14 protein-coding genes and 1 pseudogene are annotated in these 14,506 nt (G+C 51.6%); 4 read left to right on the forward strand and 11 right to left on the reverse strand.

Annotated elements, in window-relative coordinates:
- Positions 1 to 92 precede the first annotated feature (92 nt).
- Together GNP95_RS03015 and GNP95_RS03020 are read right to left on the reverse strand one after the other, a co-directional pair.
- Positions 93 to 2,039, reverse strand: a complete 1,947-nt coding sequence (locus tag GNP95_RS03015) for a serine hydrolase domain-containing protein (protein WP_230873634.1) — start codon at positions 2,037 to 2,039, stop codon at positions 93 to 95.
- Between the two features lie 72 nt (positions 2,040 to 2,111).
- Positions 2,112 to 2,690, reverse strand: a complete 579-nt coding sequence (locus GNP95_RS03020; RefSeq protein ID WP_155609401.1) for a TetR/AcrR family transcriptional regulator — start codon at positions 2,688 to 2,690, stop codon at positions 2,112 to 2,114.
- Between the two features lie 408 nt (positions 2,691 to 3,098).
- On the opposite strand from GNP95_RS03020, the gene GNP95_RS03025 reads away from it, so the two are divergent.
- Entirely contained in the window at positions 3,099 to 3,692 is a 594-nt protein-coding gene (locus tag GNP95_RS03025) for a 50S ribosomal protein L25 (protein ID WP_155609402.1), read from the forward strand.
- Positions 3,693 to 3,752: 60 nt separating this feature from the next.
- Here the strand turns inward: GNP95_RS03025 and GNP95_RS26010 are convergent.
- Positions 3,753 to 3,902 (reverse strand): annotated as a pseudogene (locus GNP95_RS26010) (GNAT family N-acetyltransferase); the annotation flags it as partial.
- A gap of 185 nt (positions 3,903 to 4,087) precedes the next feature.
- Between GNP95_RS26010 and speD the strand changes: the two are divergent.
- A complete protein-coding gene (gene speD, locus GNP95_RS03035) occupies positions 4,088 to 4,897 on the forward strand; it encodes an adenosylmethionine decarboxylase (protein WP_155609403.1) in 810 nt (269 codons plus the stop codon).
- 10 nt (positions 4,898 to 4,907) lie between these two features.
- Here speD and GNP95_RS03040 read toward each other — a convergent pair whose 3' ends face one another.
- The 5 genes from GNP95_RS03040 to GNP95_RS03060 form a co-directional block, all read right to left on the reverse strand.
- Positions 4,908 to 5,993 carry a metal ABC transporter substrate-binding protein gene (locus GNP95_RS03040; protein ID WP_196427092.1) on the reverse strand — a complete coding sequence of 362 codons (1,086 nt, stop codon included), beginning with the start codon at positions 5,991 to 5,993 and terminating at the stop codon, positions 4,908 to 4,910.
- Positions 5,994 to 6,091: 98 nt separating this feature from the next.
- Positions 6,092 to 6,973 carry a metal ABC transporter permease gene (locus GNP95_RS03045; RefSeq protein ID WP_155609404.1) on the reverse strand — a complete coding sequence of 294 codons (882 nt, stop codon included), beginning with the start codon at positions 6,971 to 6,973 and terminating at the stop codon, positions 6,092 to 6,094.
- Positions 6,910 to 7,626, reverse strand: a complete 717-nt coding sequence (locus GNP95_RS03050) for a metal ABC transporter ATP-binding protein (RefSeq protein ID WP_155609405.1) — start codon at positions 7,624 to 7,626, stop codon at positions 6,910 to 6,912. Before GNP95_RS03050 ends, GNP95_RS03045 begins: the two co-directional genes overlap by 64 nt.
- Positions 7,627 to 7,727: 101 nt before the next feature.
- Positions 7,728 to 7,877, reverse strand: coding sequence for a 50S ribosomal protein L33 (gene rpmG / locus GNP95_RS03055; RefSeq protein ID WP_148450702.1), 150 nt, complete (start codon positions 7,875 to 7,877; stop codon positions 7,728 to 7,730).
- 46 nt (positions 7,878 to 7,923) lie between these two features.
- Positions 7,924 to 9,141 carry a GTP-binding protein gene (locus GNP95_RS03060; protein WP_155609406.1) on the reverse strand — a complete coding sequence of 406 codons (1,218 nt, stop codon included), beginning with the start codon at positions 9,139 to 9,141 and terminating at the stop codon, positions 7,924 to 7,926.
- A gap of 210 nt (positions 9,142 to 9,351) precedes the next feature.
- Between GNP95_RS03060 and GNP95_RS03065 the strand changes: the two genes are divergently transcribed.
- On the forward strand, positions 9,352 to 10,443 hold the full coding sequence (locus GNP95_RS03065; protein ID WP_155609407.1) for a permease: 1,092 nt from the start codon (positions 9,352 to 9,354) through the stop codon (positions 10,441 to 10,443).
- Positions 10,444 to 10,479: 36 nt separating this feature from the next.
- The gene (locus GNP95_RS03070) at positions 10,480 to 11,340 is read left to right on the forward strand and encodes a TIGR03943 family putative permease subunit (RefSeq protein WP_155609408.1); all 861 of its coding nucleotides are present in this window, start codon (positions 10,480 to 10,482) and stop codon (positions 11,338 to 11,340) included.
- A gap of 99 nt (positions 11,341 to 11,439) precedes the next feature.
- On the opposite strand, the gene GNP95_RS03075 is transcribed toward GNP95_RS03070, so the two are convergent.
- The 3 genes from GNP95_RS03075 to GNP95_RS03085 are packed head-to-tail and all read right to left on the reverse strand — an operon-like array spanning position 11,440 to position 14,250.
- A complete protein-coding gene (locus tag GNP95_RS03075) occupies positions 11,440 to 12,234 on the reverse strand; it encodes an ABC transporter ATP-binding protein (protein WP_155609409.1) in 795 nt (264 codons plus the stop codon).
- Entirely contained in the window at positions 12,234 to 13,151 is a 918-nt protein-coding gene (locus GNP95_RS03080) for an ABC transporter permease (RefSeq protein WP_155609410.1), read from the reverse strand. Before GNP95_RS03080 ends, GNP95_RS03075 begins: the two co-directional genes overlap by 1 nt.
- Before the next feature lie 31 nt (positions 13,152 to 13,182).
- Positions 13,183 to 14,250 (reverse strand): ABC transporter substrate-binding protein, encoded by a 1,068-nt coding sequence (locus GNP95_RS03085; protein WP_155609411.1) that lies wholly within the window; start codon positions 14,248 to 14,250, stop codon positions 13,183 to 13,185.
- Between the last annotated feature and the right edge of the window lie 256 nt (positions 14,251 to 14,506).

The following is a 14,506-nucleotide window of genomic DNA, read 5'->3' on the forward strand; positions in this document are numbered from 1 at the left end:
TAGCCCCCTCCTGCCGAAGCCTATCATATTTATGTTCTAACCTTTTATTTTGCTTTAGCATCCATTGGTCAAGCTGCTGCCCCTGCCCGCCGCTAAATCAGCTGCCAATACATGAACAGCGATAACAGCGTCCAAGCCGCCGCGGTAAACAGAATGTAATGGATGCGCCCGGACATTCTCCAATACTTTCTCCTCACTACCATTACAGCAAATATAATCATGGATATTCCAATGATCATCTGCAGCCATGGAAGCACATCCAATACAGAATTCCATGAAGGCAATATGCCATAGGCTGCCTTCGGCAAGCCGTACACAGGATCGATTTGGCCGTTCATAGCCACTCCGGTCAGGATAGCCAGGGTCAGTACGCCGAACGCTATGGCGGCTCCTGCTGCGGCACGCGCCAGTTTAGCAGATGGCGTTCGGGCTTTAGAGCGTCTTAAGAGGCCAAGTACTGCTCGAACACTCCAGACGATGAGAGTAATGATGATAAACAGTAAAATGACGATGATCGTCAGAAACGTAAATGAACTCGAAGCATACCAAGGGGCCTTTGAATACGTCATCGGGCCGTCGGACATGAGCATCGTATTGCCGTAAGGGTCAGCCCCGAACACGATCGTACGGAAGCCGCCATAATAATCCTGTGTTCGCTGCTCCCTTAAATTAAGGTAAATGCCAGGTTCTATTTCCACAAAACGGTTCACTTCTCCTGCATGGCTGACGAGCAGGTATCCCTCTTTATCCAGCTGTACTTGAATCAGTCCCATCGTCAAGCTTAGAAACCGCTCAGAAGTCGTGAAGCTGCGCCTGTTCTGCTGATATTCCCCGACATATTGGCGGGAACGTTCAATCGTCCCTTCAGGCGGCAGCGGATGATCTGCAGGAGGGGCAGTATAGTAATGATTCATGAATGCTTGAAATAAGCCGAGATGGGCCAAGTAGCTGCCCCCGCTGTAGGAAACGAACAAGCCGAAATTTCGCTCGGGAACCAAATACAGCCCCGTATCGAACAGCATCGTACTACCGCCATGAAAAAGCGTCCGCTCTCCATTAAAGACTCCCTCTATAAACCCGAACGCAGTGCCGGACAGCAAGGGATGCTGCGTAAATTGCTGATTCCGCATGGAACGGATCGTTTCTTCATGAAGTATGCGCCCTCCTTGCCCGTTCTCCTCTGGTAAATAAGCCAGCATAAATTTGGACATGTCGGCAGCCGAACTGCTCATGCCGCCGGCCGGACCAGGAACGAATTCAAAGCTGCCTTCTTCGTATTCCCCTTGCGCAAGCCGATACGCCCGAGCCATATGCGGCTGCAATTGTTCCGGCAGCGGCTGGCGGAAGCTGCTGTATTCCATCCCAAGCGGCGCAAAAATATGCTGTTCCACATAATCTTCGAATAACTGGCCCGCCGCCCTCTCGACAATATAGCCGGCCAACGCCGTGCCATAATTGGAGTACGCTACGACCTCGCCAGGAGGAAATGCCCGCTGCGGCATATAAGTACGCACATAATCTGCAAGCGGGAGCATTTGCTGCTCATCCAGCCTGAAAATCCTGTCGGGATAGTCCTCAAACCCGGCGGTATGACTCATAAGATGGGTCAAGGTAATTGGCGCGGCAGCAGGCTCCCGTGCTGATTGTGTATAGAGCCGCTCCGGCATTTTAAAGTCCAAGTATGTATTGATATCGGCTTCAAGGTCAAGTTTCCCCTGTTCGACAAGCTGCATGACGGCGGTCCAAGTCAGCAGCTTGGAGGTTGATCCCATCCGAAACAGCGTTTGCTCCGGGTTGACGGGAACCTCCTTCTCCCGATCGGCATAGCCATATCCATGGCTGAAGATAACCTCCCCATTAGCGACAACGGTTACGGCGGCATTCGGGATGTTGAACTTTTGCATCTGTGTTTTCATTTCTTGATCCATAAAAGCTTCAATGTCTGCATATTGCGCTTTGCCTGTCTGATTTTCCGGTTGAATGCCAGCTTGAACAACTGGGCCGAAAAACAGGGCACCACATAATAAAATAAATAACATGAAATAAACCCGCATTACTCCCATAACCTCCTCTTTTTTCAAAATAAGCAGTGACATGACCACCCGCTTTAGCTAAAGCGAGCCTTGCTGCCGCAACCGTGCACCCGCGATCACATCGCCAGCAGTCTGATCCAGCAGCGCGATAGCCTGCTCCTCGCTAAAGGATTCGGGAAGCAATCCGTTTGCGATCATGACCGAAAGACCGAGCTGGAATATTTTCATTTTCAATAAAATAAGCCGCAATTCCTCATCCTCGAAGCCGGCTAAATCAGCATCCGCCTTCATCTGCTCAACGAGGAATGGAGCCATGTCCTGATCGTACCCCTTCATATGATCGTTCTGCTTCATGACAAGATCCCTGAACAAAACGCTGTAATCCTTGGCAAACCGCAAGCTGGCTGCGCCAATATCGTGAAACGGATTCCCCGTATCCATGTCCATCAATATTTCTCTGCTGAGTTCAGAGATTCTTCCAATGACGGCCTGGATTAGCTCCTCCACGTTTGCAAAGTTAACGTAAATCGGGGCGATAGAGCTGCCTAACCGGCTGGCTACTTTCCTAATCGTAATGTGATCTAGCCCCTCTACTCGAGCAATTTCAAAGGCGGCCTGGATAATTTCCTCTCTGGAGAATTTCTTTTGCGGCGGCATTTCCTGGTCACTCCTCTTAACATTTATATATATCGCTTGATATGTATCATATGTTTTATATTAAACACAGAAACAGGCTACCGTCAACATGTTCTCTATCCATAATAAATGCGGGAGGTTATGAAAGAGCATAATTATGGTAATTAAGACAAAACGATGAATAACAGCTGTCAGTTGTCGACAGGCCAACAAGTTTATGCTATCGTTATTTTATAAGGCATTTCGCTTTCTACGAAGCGAAGTGCCTTCATGCATATATACATTTATTAACATTTAATGTTAACCAGGGCGGTGATGTCATGGTGCTCTTTATATCCCCCGCGCAGGGGGCGAAATCAATGTTCACGGACGGATAGCGATTTTGGGAGCACAAAATATTATGGTTGAATAACAAGGAGTGTTGTAGTGATGAGAGCATGTTTTGCAGCGGAACAAAGATCACCCATGAACAGGTCGGGCCTGAAGCGCCTGCGTCAAAGCGGACGTCTTCCGGGCGTAGTTATGGGATTGAACAAAGAGAGCGACATGATTCATATTTCCTCGCAGGAATTTCATCGTTGGGTCAGAGGCGGAGGATCAGGGTTATTGGAGGTTCAAGTGGGAGGCTCCGATAAAGTCCCTGTACTGCTCGAAGGATTGCAGCGGGATGCTGTGACACGCGAATATATTCATGTGGATTTCCTCCGTGTAAAGAAGGATGAACTCGTTCGTACGAGAGTAACGCTTGATTACGTCGGTACCCCGAAGGGTACGAAATTGGGCGGTATCGTGCAGACACAGAGCACATTCATCGAGGTCGAAGCATTGCCTCACCAGCTGCCGTCATCCATCAGCGTCGATATTAGCGAGCTGGATGTTGGCGATTCACTTCTAGTCGGAAATATAGAGCTTCCGCCTGAAGTTACGCTGCTGTCTTCGGAAAACGAGCTTCTCGTTTCTGTCGTTACTCCGAGAATCCAATCCGAGGATCTCGAGTCCCAGGACGAGTCGGCGGAAGAATAATTATAAATGCGCAAGCACAAAGCGGCGGGTCCGGCATACTAACCGGGCCTGCCGCTTTTTTTAATTGGATGAAGACGATACATATTCCTCTCGCAAAATGTCGTAGATCTCCAAATCAACCACGCCCTTGCCGGACCATAAATGAGCTTGCCGCAGGGTGCCTTCCTGCCTAAAGCCATTTTTGAGCAGCACCTTCTTGGATGATTCGTTGGGCGTTTAGGTCTCCCGATTCCAACAGCGGAAATGCATCAAAGATAGCTGGCATATTCATCGGACCGCTCCTCTGCAAATAAAGTGCCAACTCCATTATAATCCATATTTCTTTCGGCCGTTAGGGATATGGAAGAATGGGTATAAAGATAATTAAGGCATATCATTTCTTAACGGAGGCTGCTATGACACTGACACCGAAGCAGCGTGTAGAGCTGCACGAATTCAACAACCTGACCAAATCGCTAAGCTTCAATATGTATGATATCTGCTACACGAAAACGAAGGAAGAGCGGCAGGCCTATATAGAATATATCGACGAGCAGTACAATTCCGACAGGCTGACCCAGATTCTGATAGCCGTGTCCGACATCATTGGGGCCCATGTACTCAATGTGGCCAAGCAGGATTACGTGCCGCAAGGGGCGAGCGTAACCGTGCTTGTATCGGAGGGGCCTGTCGTGGAGGTGCCTACGGAATCTTTTGAGGAATCGCCTGGGCCGCTGCCTGACAACGTAGTGTTGCAGCTAGACAAGAGCCACATTACGGTCCATACGTACCCCGAATATCACCCGGACGAAGGAATCAGCACGTTCCGGGCTGATATCGACGTGTCGACCTGCGGTGAAATTTCGCCGCTCAAAGCGCTTAATTATTTAATCCATTCCTTTGATACGGACATTATGACGATCGATTACCGGGTCCGCGGGTTCACCCGGGATATTAATGGACATAAGCTGTTCATCGACCACGAGATCAGCTCCATTCAGAATTATATCCCGGATGAAGTTGTCGATGCGTACCATATGATTGATGTAAACGTCTATCAGGAGCATATTTTCCATACCAAATGCAAGCTGAAGGAATTTGACCTGAACAATTATCTGTTCGGCTATACGAAGGACAAGCTAAGCCCGCAGGAGCAGGCGGAAATCACTGAGCTGCTGAAAACGGAAATGGATGAGATTTTCTATGGCAGAAACATCTCATCCTAAGGCTTTAAAGCTATTCGTTAAGCGCTAATTTTAACGCCTCTAAGTTTTGCCGCATCAGTACGATGTAATCCCGGCTGCTGCTCAAATCTTCCTCCGTCAACCCTTCGATCGGGTTAAGAACGGCCGTTTGGGCGCCGATTTCCTTAGAGATGGCTTCGGCTACTTTGGAAGATACCAGAGTTTCGAAGAAAATCGTTTTCACATCGTTTTCCTTAGCAAACTTAACGATTTCCGCCATCTGGGCTGCCGACGGCTCCAGCTCTGGCGACAGCCCGGCGATCGGCACCTGCCGGAGCCCGTATTCCCGGGCGAGGTAACCAAATGCAGCGTGCTGCGTAATGAAATCCTTGCGCTTCACGCTTGCAAGCGTCTCTCTGAACTCCTGATCCAATGCCTCCAGCTTCGCCACGTAGGCGTCCGCATTCTTCTTGAATATCTTTTGATGCTCCGGCGCAGCCTGGGACAGACCTGCTTCAATATTGCGAACCTCTGTGACCGCAAGAGCCGGAGATAGCCATACATGCGGATCGAGCCCGCCGTGATCATGATCGTGACCATGATCATGGTGACCGGCTGCTTCATGCTCATGGTTGTGATCGTGAGCCTCTTCATGCGCCTGCTCATGGTCGTGGTCATGGTCGTGGTCATGCTCGTTGTGATTCTCGTGAGCCCTTTCTTCGGCAGGTTCATGCCCGTCTCCGCCATGATGATCATGGCCTTCAGCATCCTCGATCATGTCGAGCCCTTGGCTGGCTTCGATTTTCACGAGCTTCTTGCTGCTGACGGCGGATAGAACCTGCTCTACCCAGCCCTCCATGCCGGCGCCGTTATAGACGAACACATCGGCCTCCTCCAGCTTGGCGATATCCCGGGGCGTTGGCTCCCAGTCATGCGGCTCCACGCCGCTTGGAACAAGCATCTGCACATTAGCCGCATCTCCCGCCACCTGTTTCGTGAATTCGTACATCGGATAAAAGCTGACCTGAATATCGAGTTTACCTTTGCTGGTAGAATCGGAAGCCGCCGAGGCGGGAGACTCCGCTTCTGATCCGCCGGCGCCTGCTCCCCCCTTAGCGCCGCATGCCGCAACAACCATGATGACTGCAAGCAGCAGTGCGGCGGCAGCCAGCCCTTTATTCCCTTTGTTCCATACTCTATTCCTGCCTGTACTTCCTTTTTGAATACGATGTTGATTCACCTTTCCACTCCCTCTCGAAGATTTGAAGTTCTGCTCCCTTGTCCCATAAGCAGAGCTTGTTGTTTATACCTGCCCTGTCTTCGCAGCAGCTTCTGCACAAGCATGGCGGACAGCAGCATCAATAGCAGTATGAGTGAAATCGTCCCCCCAGGCGGTACGTTCACATAATATGAAATGGTCAAACCGCTAAAGATGCCCAGCCACCCGGCAGCCACCGAAATCAGAATTGCCATCGTGAACCCGCTGGCCATGCGCAGGGCCAGCGAGGCTGGCAGAACCATAAGCGAAGAGACGAGCAGGACTCCGACGATCGGCATCGCTGCAGCCACCGTCATCCCGGTTAATATCGCAAACGATAATGACAGCCGCTTCACCTGCAAACCGCTGATCTGCGCCGTCTCTTCGTCAAAGGTCATATTATAAAGCGGCCTGCGCAGCACGAACAAATAAATCAGGCCTGCAGCCGTCACGCCGCCAATCAACCACAGTCCCGCATCATTCACCGCAACAATCGAGCCGAACAAATAGGAGCTGAAGCTTTTGCTCCAATTGGTGCGCAGGCTCATGAGCACGATGGCAAGGGCAAGACCCGAGGTCATAATGATCGCTACGGACATTTCGCTATAGGTCCGATAAGCCCGCCTCAGCCCATCCACAAGAACTCCGCCAAGCACCGCGGCTGCGATTCCGGTCGCGGCAGGACTCATTCCAAGGAGGGAACCAAGCGCCACCCCGGCCAAAGAGACATGGGACAGCGTGTCCGCCATCAATGCCTGCCGCCTGAGCATCAAATAGACGCCTAAGACGGGAGCGATTATTCCAAGCATAGATCCGGCCCAAAACGCACGCTGCATGAACTCGTAGTCAAACATTGCCATCCCTCGCTCTCCCGCTGTTCCAATGAAATGATGCGATCCAAGTATTTTCCCGATTCCTGGAGCTCATGCGTCACCATGATAACGGTCATGTTATGCGATGTAACATAATGGCGCATAAGCTGATAGAAGCCTAATCTTCCCTGCTGATCCATTCCCGCCGTAGGCTCATCCAGAACAAGCACGTTCGGCTGCCCCGCCAAAGCCCTGGCAATGCAAATCCGCTGCTTCTGTCCCCCGGACAGCTCCCCGACTTTACGATGCCGGTATTCCCACATCCCGACCTGCTTCAAGCTCTGCTCGACGATCTCGTGCTGTCCCGCGGCAAAACGTTTGAACAGACCCAGCCGGGAATAACAGCCTGACCTGACCAGCTCCAGTACACGGCTGGGAAAACCGCTATTGAAAGACGCTACGTTCTGCGGCACGTAACCGATACTTAAACGTTCTCGTTCTAATGCCTCGGTGTGAATATGCACCGAACCGCTCCATGGCTTCAGCAAGCCGAGCAATAGCTTTAGCAGCGTTGTTTTGGCTGCGCCATTCGGGCCGGTAATCCCGACGAATTCCCCTTGATGAATATCCACGGAAATGCCGATTAGCACGGGCGTATCCCCATATCCGAATACGACATTCCGCATGGAAGACAGAATCATTTAAACCCCTCACTTATACGTAATAATTACGATTAAATCAAACGCCATTTCGCCCTTTCATCCGTCGATGTAAGACGCTGCAGCGCGTATATGTCCTCACCCTATCTAGTTTCGCGATGAATCGTATATTTCTTAAGACGCGGCGAGTACTTTCTTAACTCTAGGCGTTCGGGATGCGTTTTTTTGTTTTTCGTTGTGGTATAGTTGCGGTCCCCGCATTCAGTGCATGCCAGCGTTACGACTACTCTCATTCGATACCCTCCTTTCTATCCGTCAGCTCTCTGCCTGCTCTGCTCCCTACCTAAGGCCTGCTGCCAAATATTCCTCATCGCTGATCCACGGCAGCGGATTATGGAAGCTGGCCCAATCCAAGCTCATTTCTTCCTCAGTTAACAGGCATTGATCCAGCGATTCTTCGATCTCGGCACGGTTCATATGTATGCCGATAAAGACCATTTCATTGAGACGGTCGCCCCATACTTCATCCCATTTCCGCCTCATCTCCGGCTCGCTGCGTAAGACCTCCTCCTGCTGCTCTGGAGGATAAGACGCCAGCCACTGCCCCGCCGGACCGAATTGAATCGACGGGCCGGCCTGGCTCAAGCTAGCCGCAAAATCCGTCTTGGCCGCGATCCAGGCCAGGCCTTTCGCCCTTACGACCTCTTCAGGCCAGTCGCTCATAAAGCCAGCCAGCCGCTCCGGATGAAACGGCCGCACCCTGCGGTACACGAAGGAACTGATGCCGTATTCCTCCGTTTCAGGGGTATGGCTCTCCTGCTGAAGCTCCTTGATCCAGCCCGCAGACATGCTCACCTCTTCGAAATTGAACAAGCCTGTATTCAATATATCCGCAGGATCGATGCTGCCATGCTGCGTCCGGATGAACTTGGCGGCGGGCTGCAGCTTCCTGAGGACTCCCTCTAGCTCATCCAGCTCCCCCTCTCCGACCAGGTCGCATTTATTCAGAACCAGCACATTGCAGGTTTCGATTTGATCGATCAGCAGATCCACAACATCCCGTGTATCCCCTTCACCGCTGGCTTCGCCTCTCTCCAGCAGCGTCTCTCCCGAGGAGAAGTCATGCCAGAAACGATAAGCGTCCACGACAGTTACCATGCAATCCAGCCTAGCCAAACCACGCAAATCAATCCCTGTCTCTGTATCCTCATAAGTGAAAGTCTGGGCAACCGGAATCGGTTCGCTTATGCCGGTAGACTCAATGAGAATATAATCAAATCTCCCTTCCTCCGCCAGCTTCTGTACTTCCTTCAGCAAATCATCCCGCAGGGTGCAGCAAATGCAGCCGTTGGACATCTCTACCAGCCTCTCCTCTGTCCGCGACAGATTCGTTTCTGCGCTTACCAGCTCTGCATCGATATTTATTTCGCTCATATCATTGACAATGACGGCAACTCTCAGCCCTTGGCGGTTATTCAGCACATGGTTCAGCACCGTTGTTTTCCCTGAGCCCAAGTACCCGCTGAGCACGGTAACCGGTAATGATTGATCAGTCATTCAACCAACTCCCTTCGTAATTCGGAATAGTTTCTTACAGTGATATTATTCGTAATGTTTACGATTAACAAAACCTAATATAATGCCTGCTCCCCGGTTTGTCAATGCTGGATGACCGGCAAAATTCATGATTTTTGTTCTGAACCTCGTCCGTTATTAATAGTAATTATTATGATTAAGATAATCCTATGAAAAATAGAGGAGATTGCTATGAACCCATTGCCCCTAACCCGATGGCTTCCCTTTTTGCTTCCCGCAGCCTTTGTGCTGGCCTGTCTCATTGTCATTGCGCCCGTTCTGCCGCCTTTTGTATCGTTCGACCTCAATTATCTCCATCTGTTCAAGACAAGCTTTATCGGCATACTGCTGGAGGCGCTCCCTTTCGTGCTGATCGGGACCCTGCTCTCCTCGCTCGTACATCTGTATATTTCCGAGGACATGTTAAGCAGATGGATTCCAAAGCACCCCGCCGCCGGCATTTTGTTCGCCTGCACGCTGGGTTTCATATTTCCGGTGTGCGAATGCGGGATGATTCCCCTGATCCGCAAGCTCATTCAAAAAGGCATGCCCGTATACATTGCCGCCGTGTTCATTCTGGCCGGACCGATCGTGAATCCGGTTGTATACGGAGCAACCTATATGGCGTTTCGGCTGCATCCGGAAATGGTCTATGCCAGAATGGGATTAGCCTTCCTTGCCGCCGCAGCGATCGGCTGGATGATCTACGCCACCTGGAAAGGGGATCCGCTAAGAAGCAAACTCCTTTCCGGTGCAGCATCAAGCCACCATCATAATCATAACCATAATCACAGCCATCCCCATGAGCATGTCCATGAGCATCCCCATAAGCATAAGCACAACCATAGTCATCATCACGGCTCTTCCCGGCATGGCGGGAAAATAACAGCTGTATTCGTTCACGCGGCCGACGAGGTATTTGATATGGGAAAATACTTGATCATGGGCTGCCTCATTACGGCCGCGATTCAATCCTTCGTTCCCAGAGAGAGCCTTCTCGCCATCGGCGGGGGTCCAGTCGGTTCCTACGCCTTCATGATGGGCTTCGCTTTTCTATTATCGCTGTGCTCAACCTCCGACGCCTTTGTCGCTGCCGCGTTCACGCATACATTTTCCGCCGGCTCCCTGCTCGCCTTTCTCGTGTTCGGACCGATGCTGGATCTCAAGAACGTCCTCATGCTCCTGTCTGTCTTTAAAGCCAAATTTGTCCTTTATTTCGCCTTTCTCATCTGTACTGTCGTATTTATCGGCTCTGTCCTCGTAGGCAAACTCTATTTAAGCTAATGTCCATTTCCTAAGCGATGGAAGGAGGTTACCGGAATGACAAATCCCCGCACAACACTGCGGCGGCAGCAGCTGGCACGAAGCTTCATTTTGCTGGCCTTTGCCTTATTTATCGCCCATTTGTCCAGAAGCGGCACGCTGCATTACTACATCGCCCCGAAAATGGAGCCTTGGCTCCGCTACAGTGCGATCCCGCTTACGGCCATGTCCCTGAGCCTCGCCTGGGAGGCGCTGTTTTCCAGCGCTTCTCCCGCATGCGGCTGTGAGCACCATGATGCCCCTGCATCCCCTCTAAAGAATGCCGCTGTATACACCCTCTTCCTCGTTCCGCTGCTGCTAGGCGTAGTTATGCCGGATCAGGCGCTCGGCAGCATGGCTGCCGATCAAAAGGGCATGCAGCTCTCTTCACCTGCGCTGAACGCAGAGCATCTGAACGATATTTTCACCGCCCCGGATAAGTACAACACGGAATTCGCCGAACTCGCCAAAAAATTATACCCTCAAGACATTATCGAGGTTAAACCGGAAATTTACTCTGAAACGATAGGCGCCTTCGAGCTGTTCAAGGATCAATTCCGGGGTAAAACCGTAAAGCTGAGCGGTTTCGTCTATGAGGATTCCGGCTCGGACAGCCCGCGTGAATTTGTAGTTGGCCGCTTCCTTGTCCAATGCTGTACCGCGGATGCCTATCCGTTCGGCGTCGTCGTTTCCTCTGCGCAGCCTCTTCCCTGGTTCAAGCGGGACGCCTGGATCGAAGTACAGGGAACCCTGCAAACGACGGTCAGGAACGGCCGGGAAATCCTCGCTGTCTCAGCGGAGGAAATCCGCGAAATCCCCCGCCCTGCAACGCCTTACGTTTATCCGAATGATCATCCCCTTGAAGCTCTCGACAAATGATGCAAAAAAGCTGCCATCCCCCCGCCGCATTTACATGCGTCAAGGGAATGGCAGCTTTATGTTATGCGCACAATCTGCTGAGCAGATGTCGCATGATTTCTATCCGAGCACGACGCGGTCGTCCGACAGCTTGTGCCCGCTGATTCTCTCGAATTCACCGAGCAGCTCTTCGATCGTCAGCGTCTTCTTCTTCGCTTCATTCACGTCAAGAATGATGCGGCCCTTATCCATCATGATGAGGCGATTGCCTAGACGTATGGCCTGCTCCATATTATGCGTCACCATCAGCGTCGTCAGCTTCATCTCGTTTACAATGCTCTGCGTAAGCTGGGTCACCAGCTCGGCACGGGCCGGATCAAGCGCGGCGGTGTGTTCGTCCAGCAGCAGAATTTTCGGCTGTGTGAAGGTTGCCATCAGCAGGCTGAGCGCCTGGCGCTCACCCCCGGATAACGTACCGACCTTGGCCCGCAACCTGTTCTCGAGTCCGATCCCAAGCCGGCTAAGCTGCTGGCGGAACAGAACGCGGCGCGAGGCGTTGATGCCCAGCCCCAGTCCTCTTGTCTTCCCCCGTGAATACGCCATCGCCAAGTTCTCTTCGATCGTCATATTCGGCGCCGTTCCGGCCATTGGATCCTGAAACACCCGGCCGATCCAGCGGCTTCTCCGGTGCTCGATCAAATGGCTGACCTTGCTGCCCGCGATGCGAATTTCACCAACGTCAGGTTTGAGCACGCCGGAGATCATATTCATCAAGGTGGACTTTCCGGCGCCATTGCTGCCAACTACGGTGACAAAATCTCCTGGCTGTAAATGCAGACTAACGTCAGCGAGCGCAATCTTCTCATCCGGTGACCCGGGATGAAACAGCTTGGATACATTCGACAGCTCCAGCATTAACGCCCACCCCCCAAACCTGCATGTTCACCAAGCGATTCCGCAACCTCGGTTGAACGTTTCCGGGCTAGCGAGCGCTGCTTCGATGCGCGGCGCACGGATGGAAGCACCAAAGCAACGATGACGATCACCGCAGTAATCAGCTTCAAATCCGAAGACTCGAACCATGGGATACGAAGAGCGAGAGCGACCACTACCCGGTATACGATTGAACCTACAATAGCGGCCAGCGTAGCAAAGAATACGGTTCTCGCCCCCAGAATGGCTTCCCCGATAATGACGGAAGCCAGCCCGATCACGATCATGCCGATCCCTGACGTAATATCGGCAAAGCCGGACTGCTGGGCGATCAGCGCACCCGACAAGGCAACCAGACCGTTCGACAAGCTTAGGCCAAGAATAATCGTATTATCGGTATGCGCACCGAAGCTGCGAATCATGCGCTTGTTGTCTCCGGTCGCGCGCAGCGCAAGCCCGAGATCCGTCTTAAAGAACAAGTCCAGCAGCAGCTTGACCACTATGACGACAAACGGCATCAGCAGCAGCGGAGAAACGGAGCTGAAGAGCGTTGTTTCACCAAGCAGCGCAACGTTTGGCTTGCTCAGAATCCGCATATTAATCGAGTACAGCGCGATCATCATCAATATCCCTGAGAGCAGCCCGTTAATACGGCCTTTCGTATGAAGCAGCCCTGTCAGCATTCCGGCGATAATCCCGCCGAAGCAAGCGAGCAGGGTAGCCGTTACCGGGTTTGCTCCTTTCGTAATCATAACCGCAGCGATCGCACCGCCCGTCGTAAAACTTCCATCTACCGTTAGATCCGGAAAATCCAAAATCCGAAAAGTTATATATACTCCGAGCGCCATCAACGCATAGAGCAGGCCGGATTCAAGGGCTCCGATTAACGAGTTCACCATGATGAGTACCTCCTAAATGATTGAAACCAGCCTATTCAAGCAAGTTATTCTCCTTGTCGTTAACCATGTCCTTCATGGCGTCGGTAACCTCGATTCCTTGCTCGGCGGCTGCCTTGAGGTTCAGGATCAGATCCAGCTTGTCAGGGAAGGTAACCGGCATGTCGCCAACTTTCTTTCCTTCCTTCAGCACTTCAACGGCCATCTCGCCCACCTGGTAGCCATGATCGTAATATTTAAAACCAACGGTGGCAAAAGCACCCTTCTCTACCGTATCGCGGTCGCTGGAGAAGAACGGGATATCATGCTCATTCGCAATTTGAATGACAGTGCTGACTGCTTCAACAACCGTATTGTCCAGCGTCGTATATAGTGCATCGGCGCGGCCAACGAGAGATTCTGCCGCCTGCTTCACTTCAGAGGTGTTCGTTACCGGCGCTTTGATCAGCTTGATGCCGTGTTTTTCAAGTGCTTTTTCCGCATGATCCGCCATGATGACGGCATTCGGCTCGCCTTGGTTAATCACGACGCCAACCGCTTTTACCTCCTTGAAGTTTTCAGCGATGAAATCCATCAGTTTGACAATGGCTTCCGGGTTCGTGTCAGATGCCCCCGAGACATTTCCGCCTGGCTTCTCCAGATTATCGACCAGCTTGGCATCCAGTGGATCGGTAACACTCGCGAACAAAATCGGCGAGTTCTTAACCTGGCCTACAAGAGCTTGAGCAGGAGGAGTAGCAATCCCAAGTACGAGATCGTATTTCTCTCCGGCAATTTTTTGCGCAATCGTCAAGTTATTGGTCGGGTCTCCCTGCGCGTTGTTATAGTCGAGCTTCAGGTTCTCGCCCTCCACGATGCCCGCATCTTTCAGCGCAGCGAGGAATCCTTCACGAGTCGCGTCCAAGGATGGATGCTCTACGATTTGCGAAATCGCGACTTTATAGCTTTCTTTGCTCGTATCGGCCGGAGTCCCAGCCTCAGCATTTCCTTGGTTTGCCGCATTCCCGGTGTTGCTGCCGCCTCCAGCATTATTGCTGCCGCAGCCGATTACCGTAATCAGCATAATGGCAATGACCATGAATACTCCAATCTTCTTTTTCATACCGATAACCCCTCTCTCAAACAATAAAATGATAGATAACCCCCATAAAGATTTAGGCCACGAAAGCATGATCCTGCTAACGCTTTCACAGATGAAAGTATTAAAGCAACAAATCATGACGGGCTGCTCTTTTTGAAGAAAGTATTATTCCTATCTTAAATGGAGGTTTATTGTACGTCAATTATTAAATAGCGGTCAATTTGCTAACTAAAAAAAAGAACTGCGACCCTATCCGGTTCCCCGAACAAGCCGCAGT

Origin of the sequence: Paenibacillus woosongensis (assembly GCF_009725165.1) — a bacterium.
GTDB lineage: Bacteria > Bacillota > Bacilli > Paenibacillales > Paenibacillaceae > Fontibacillus > Fontibacillus woosongensis.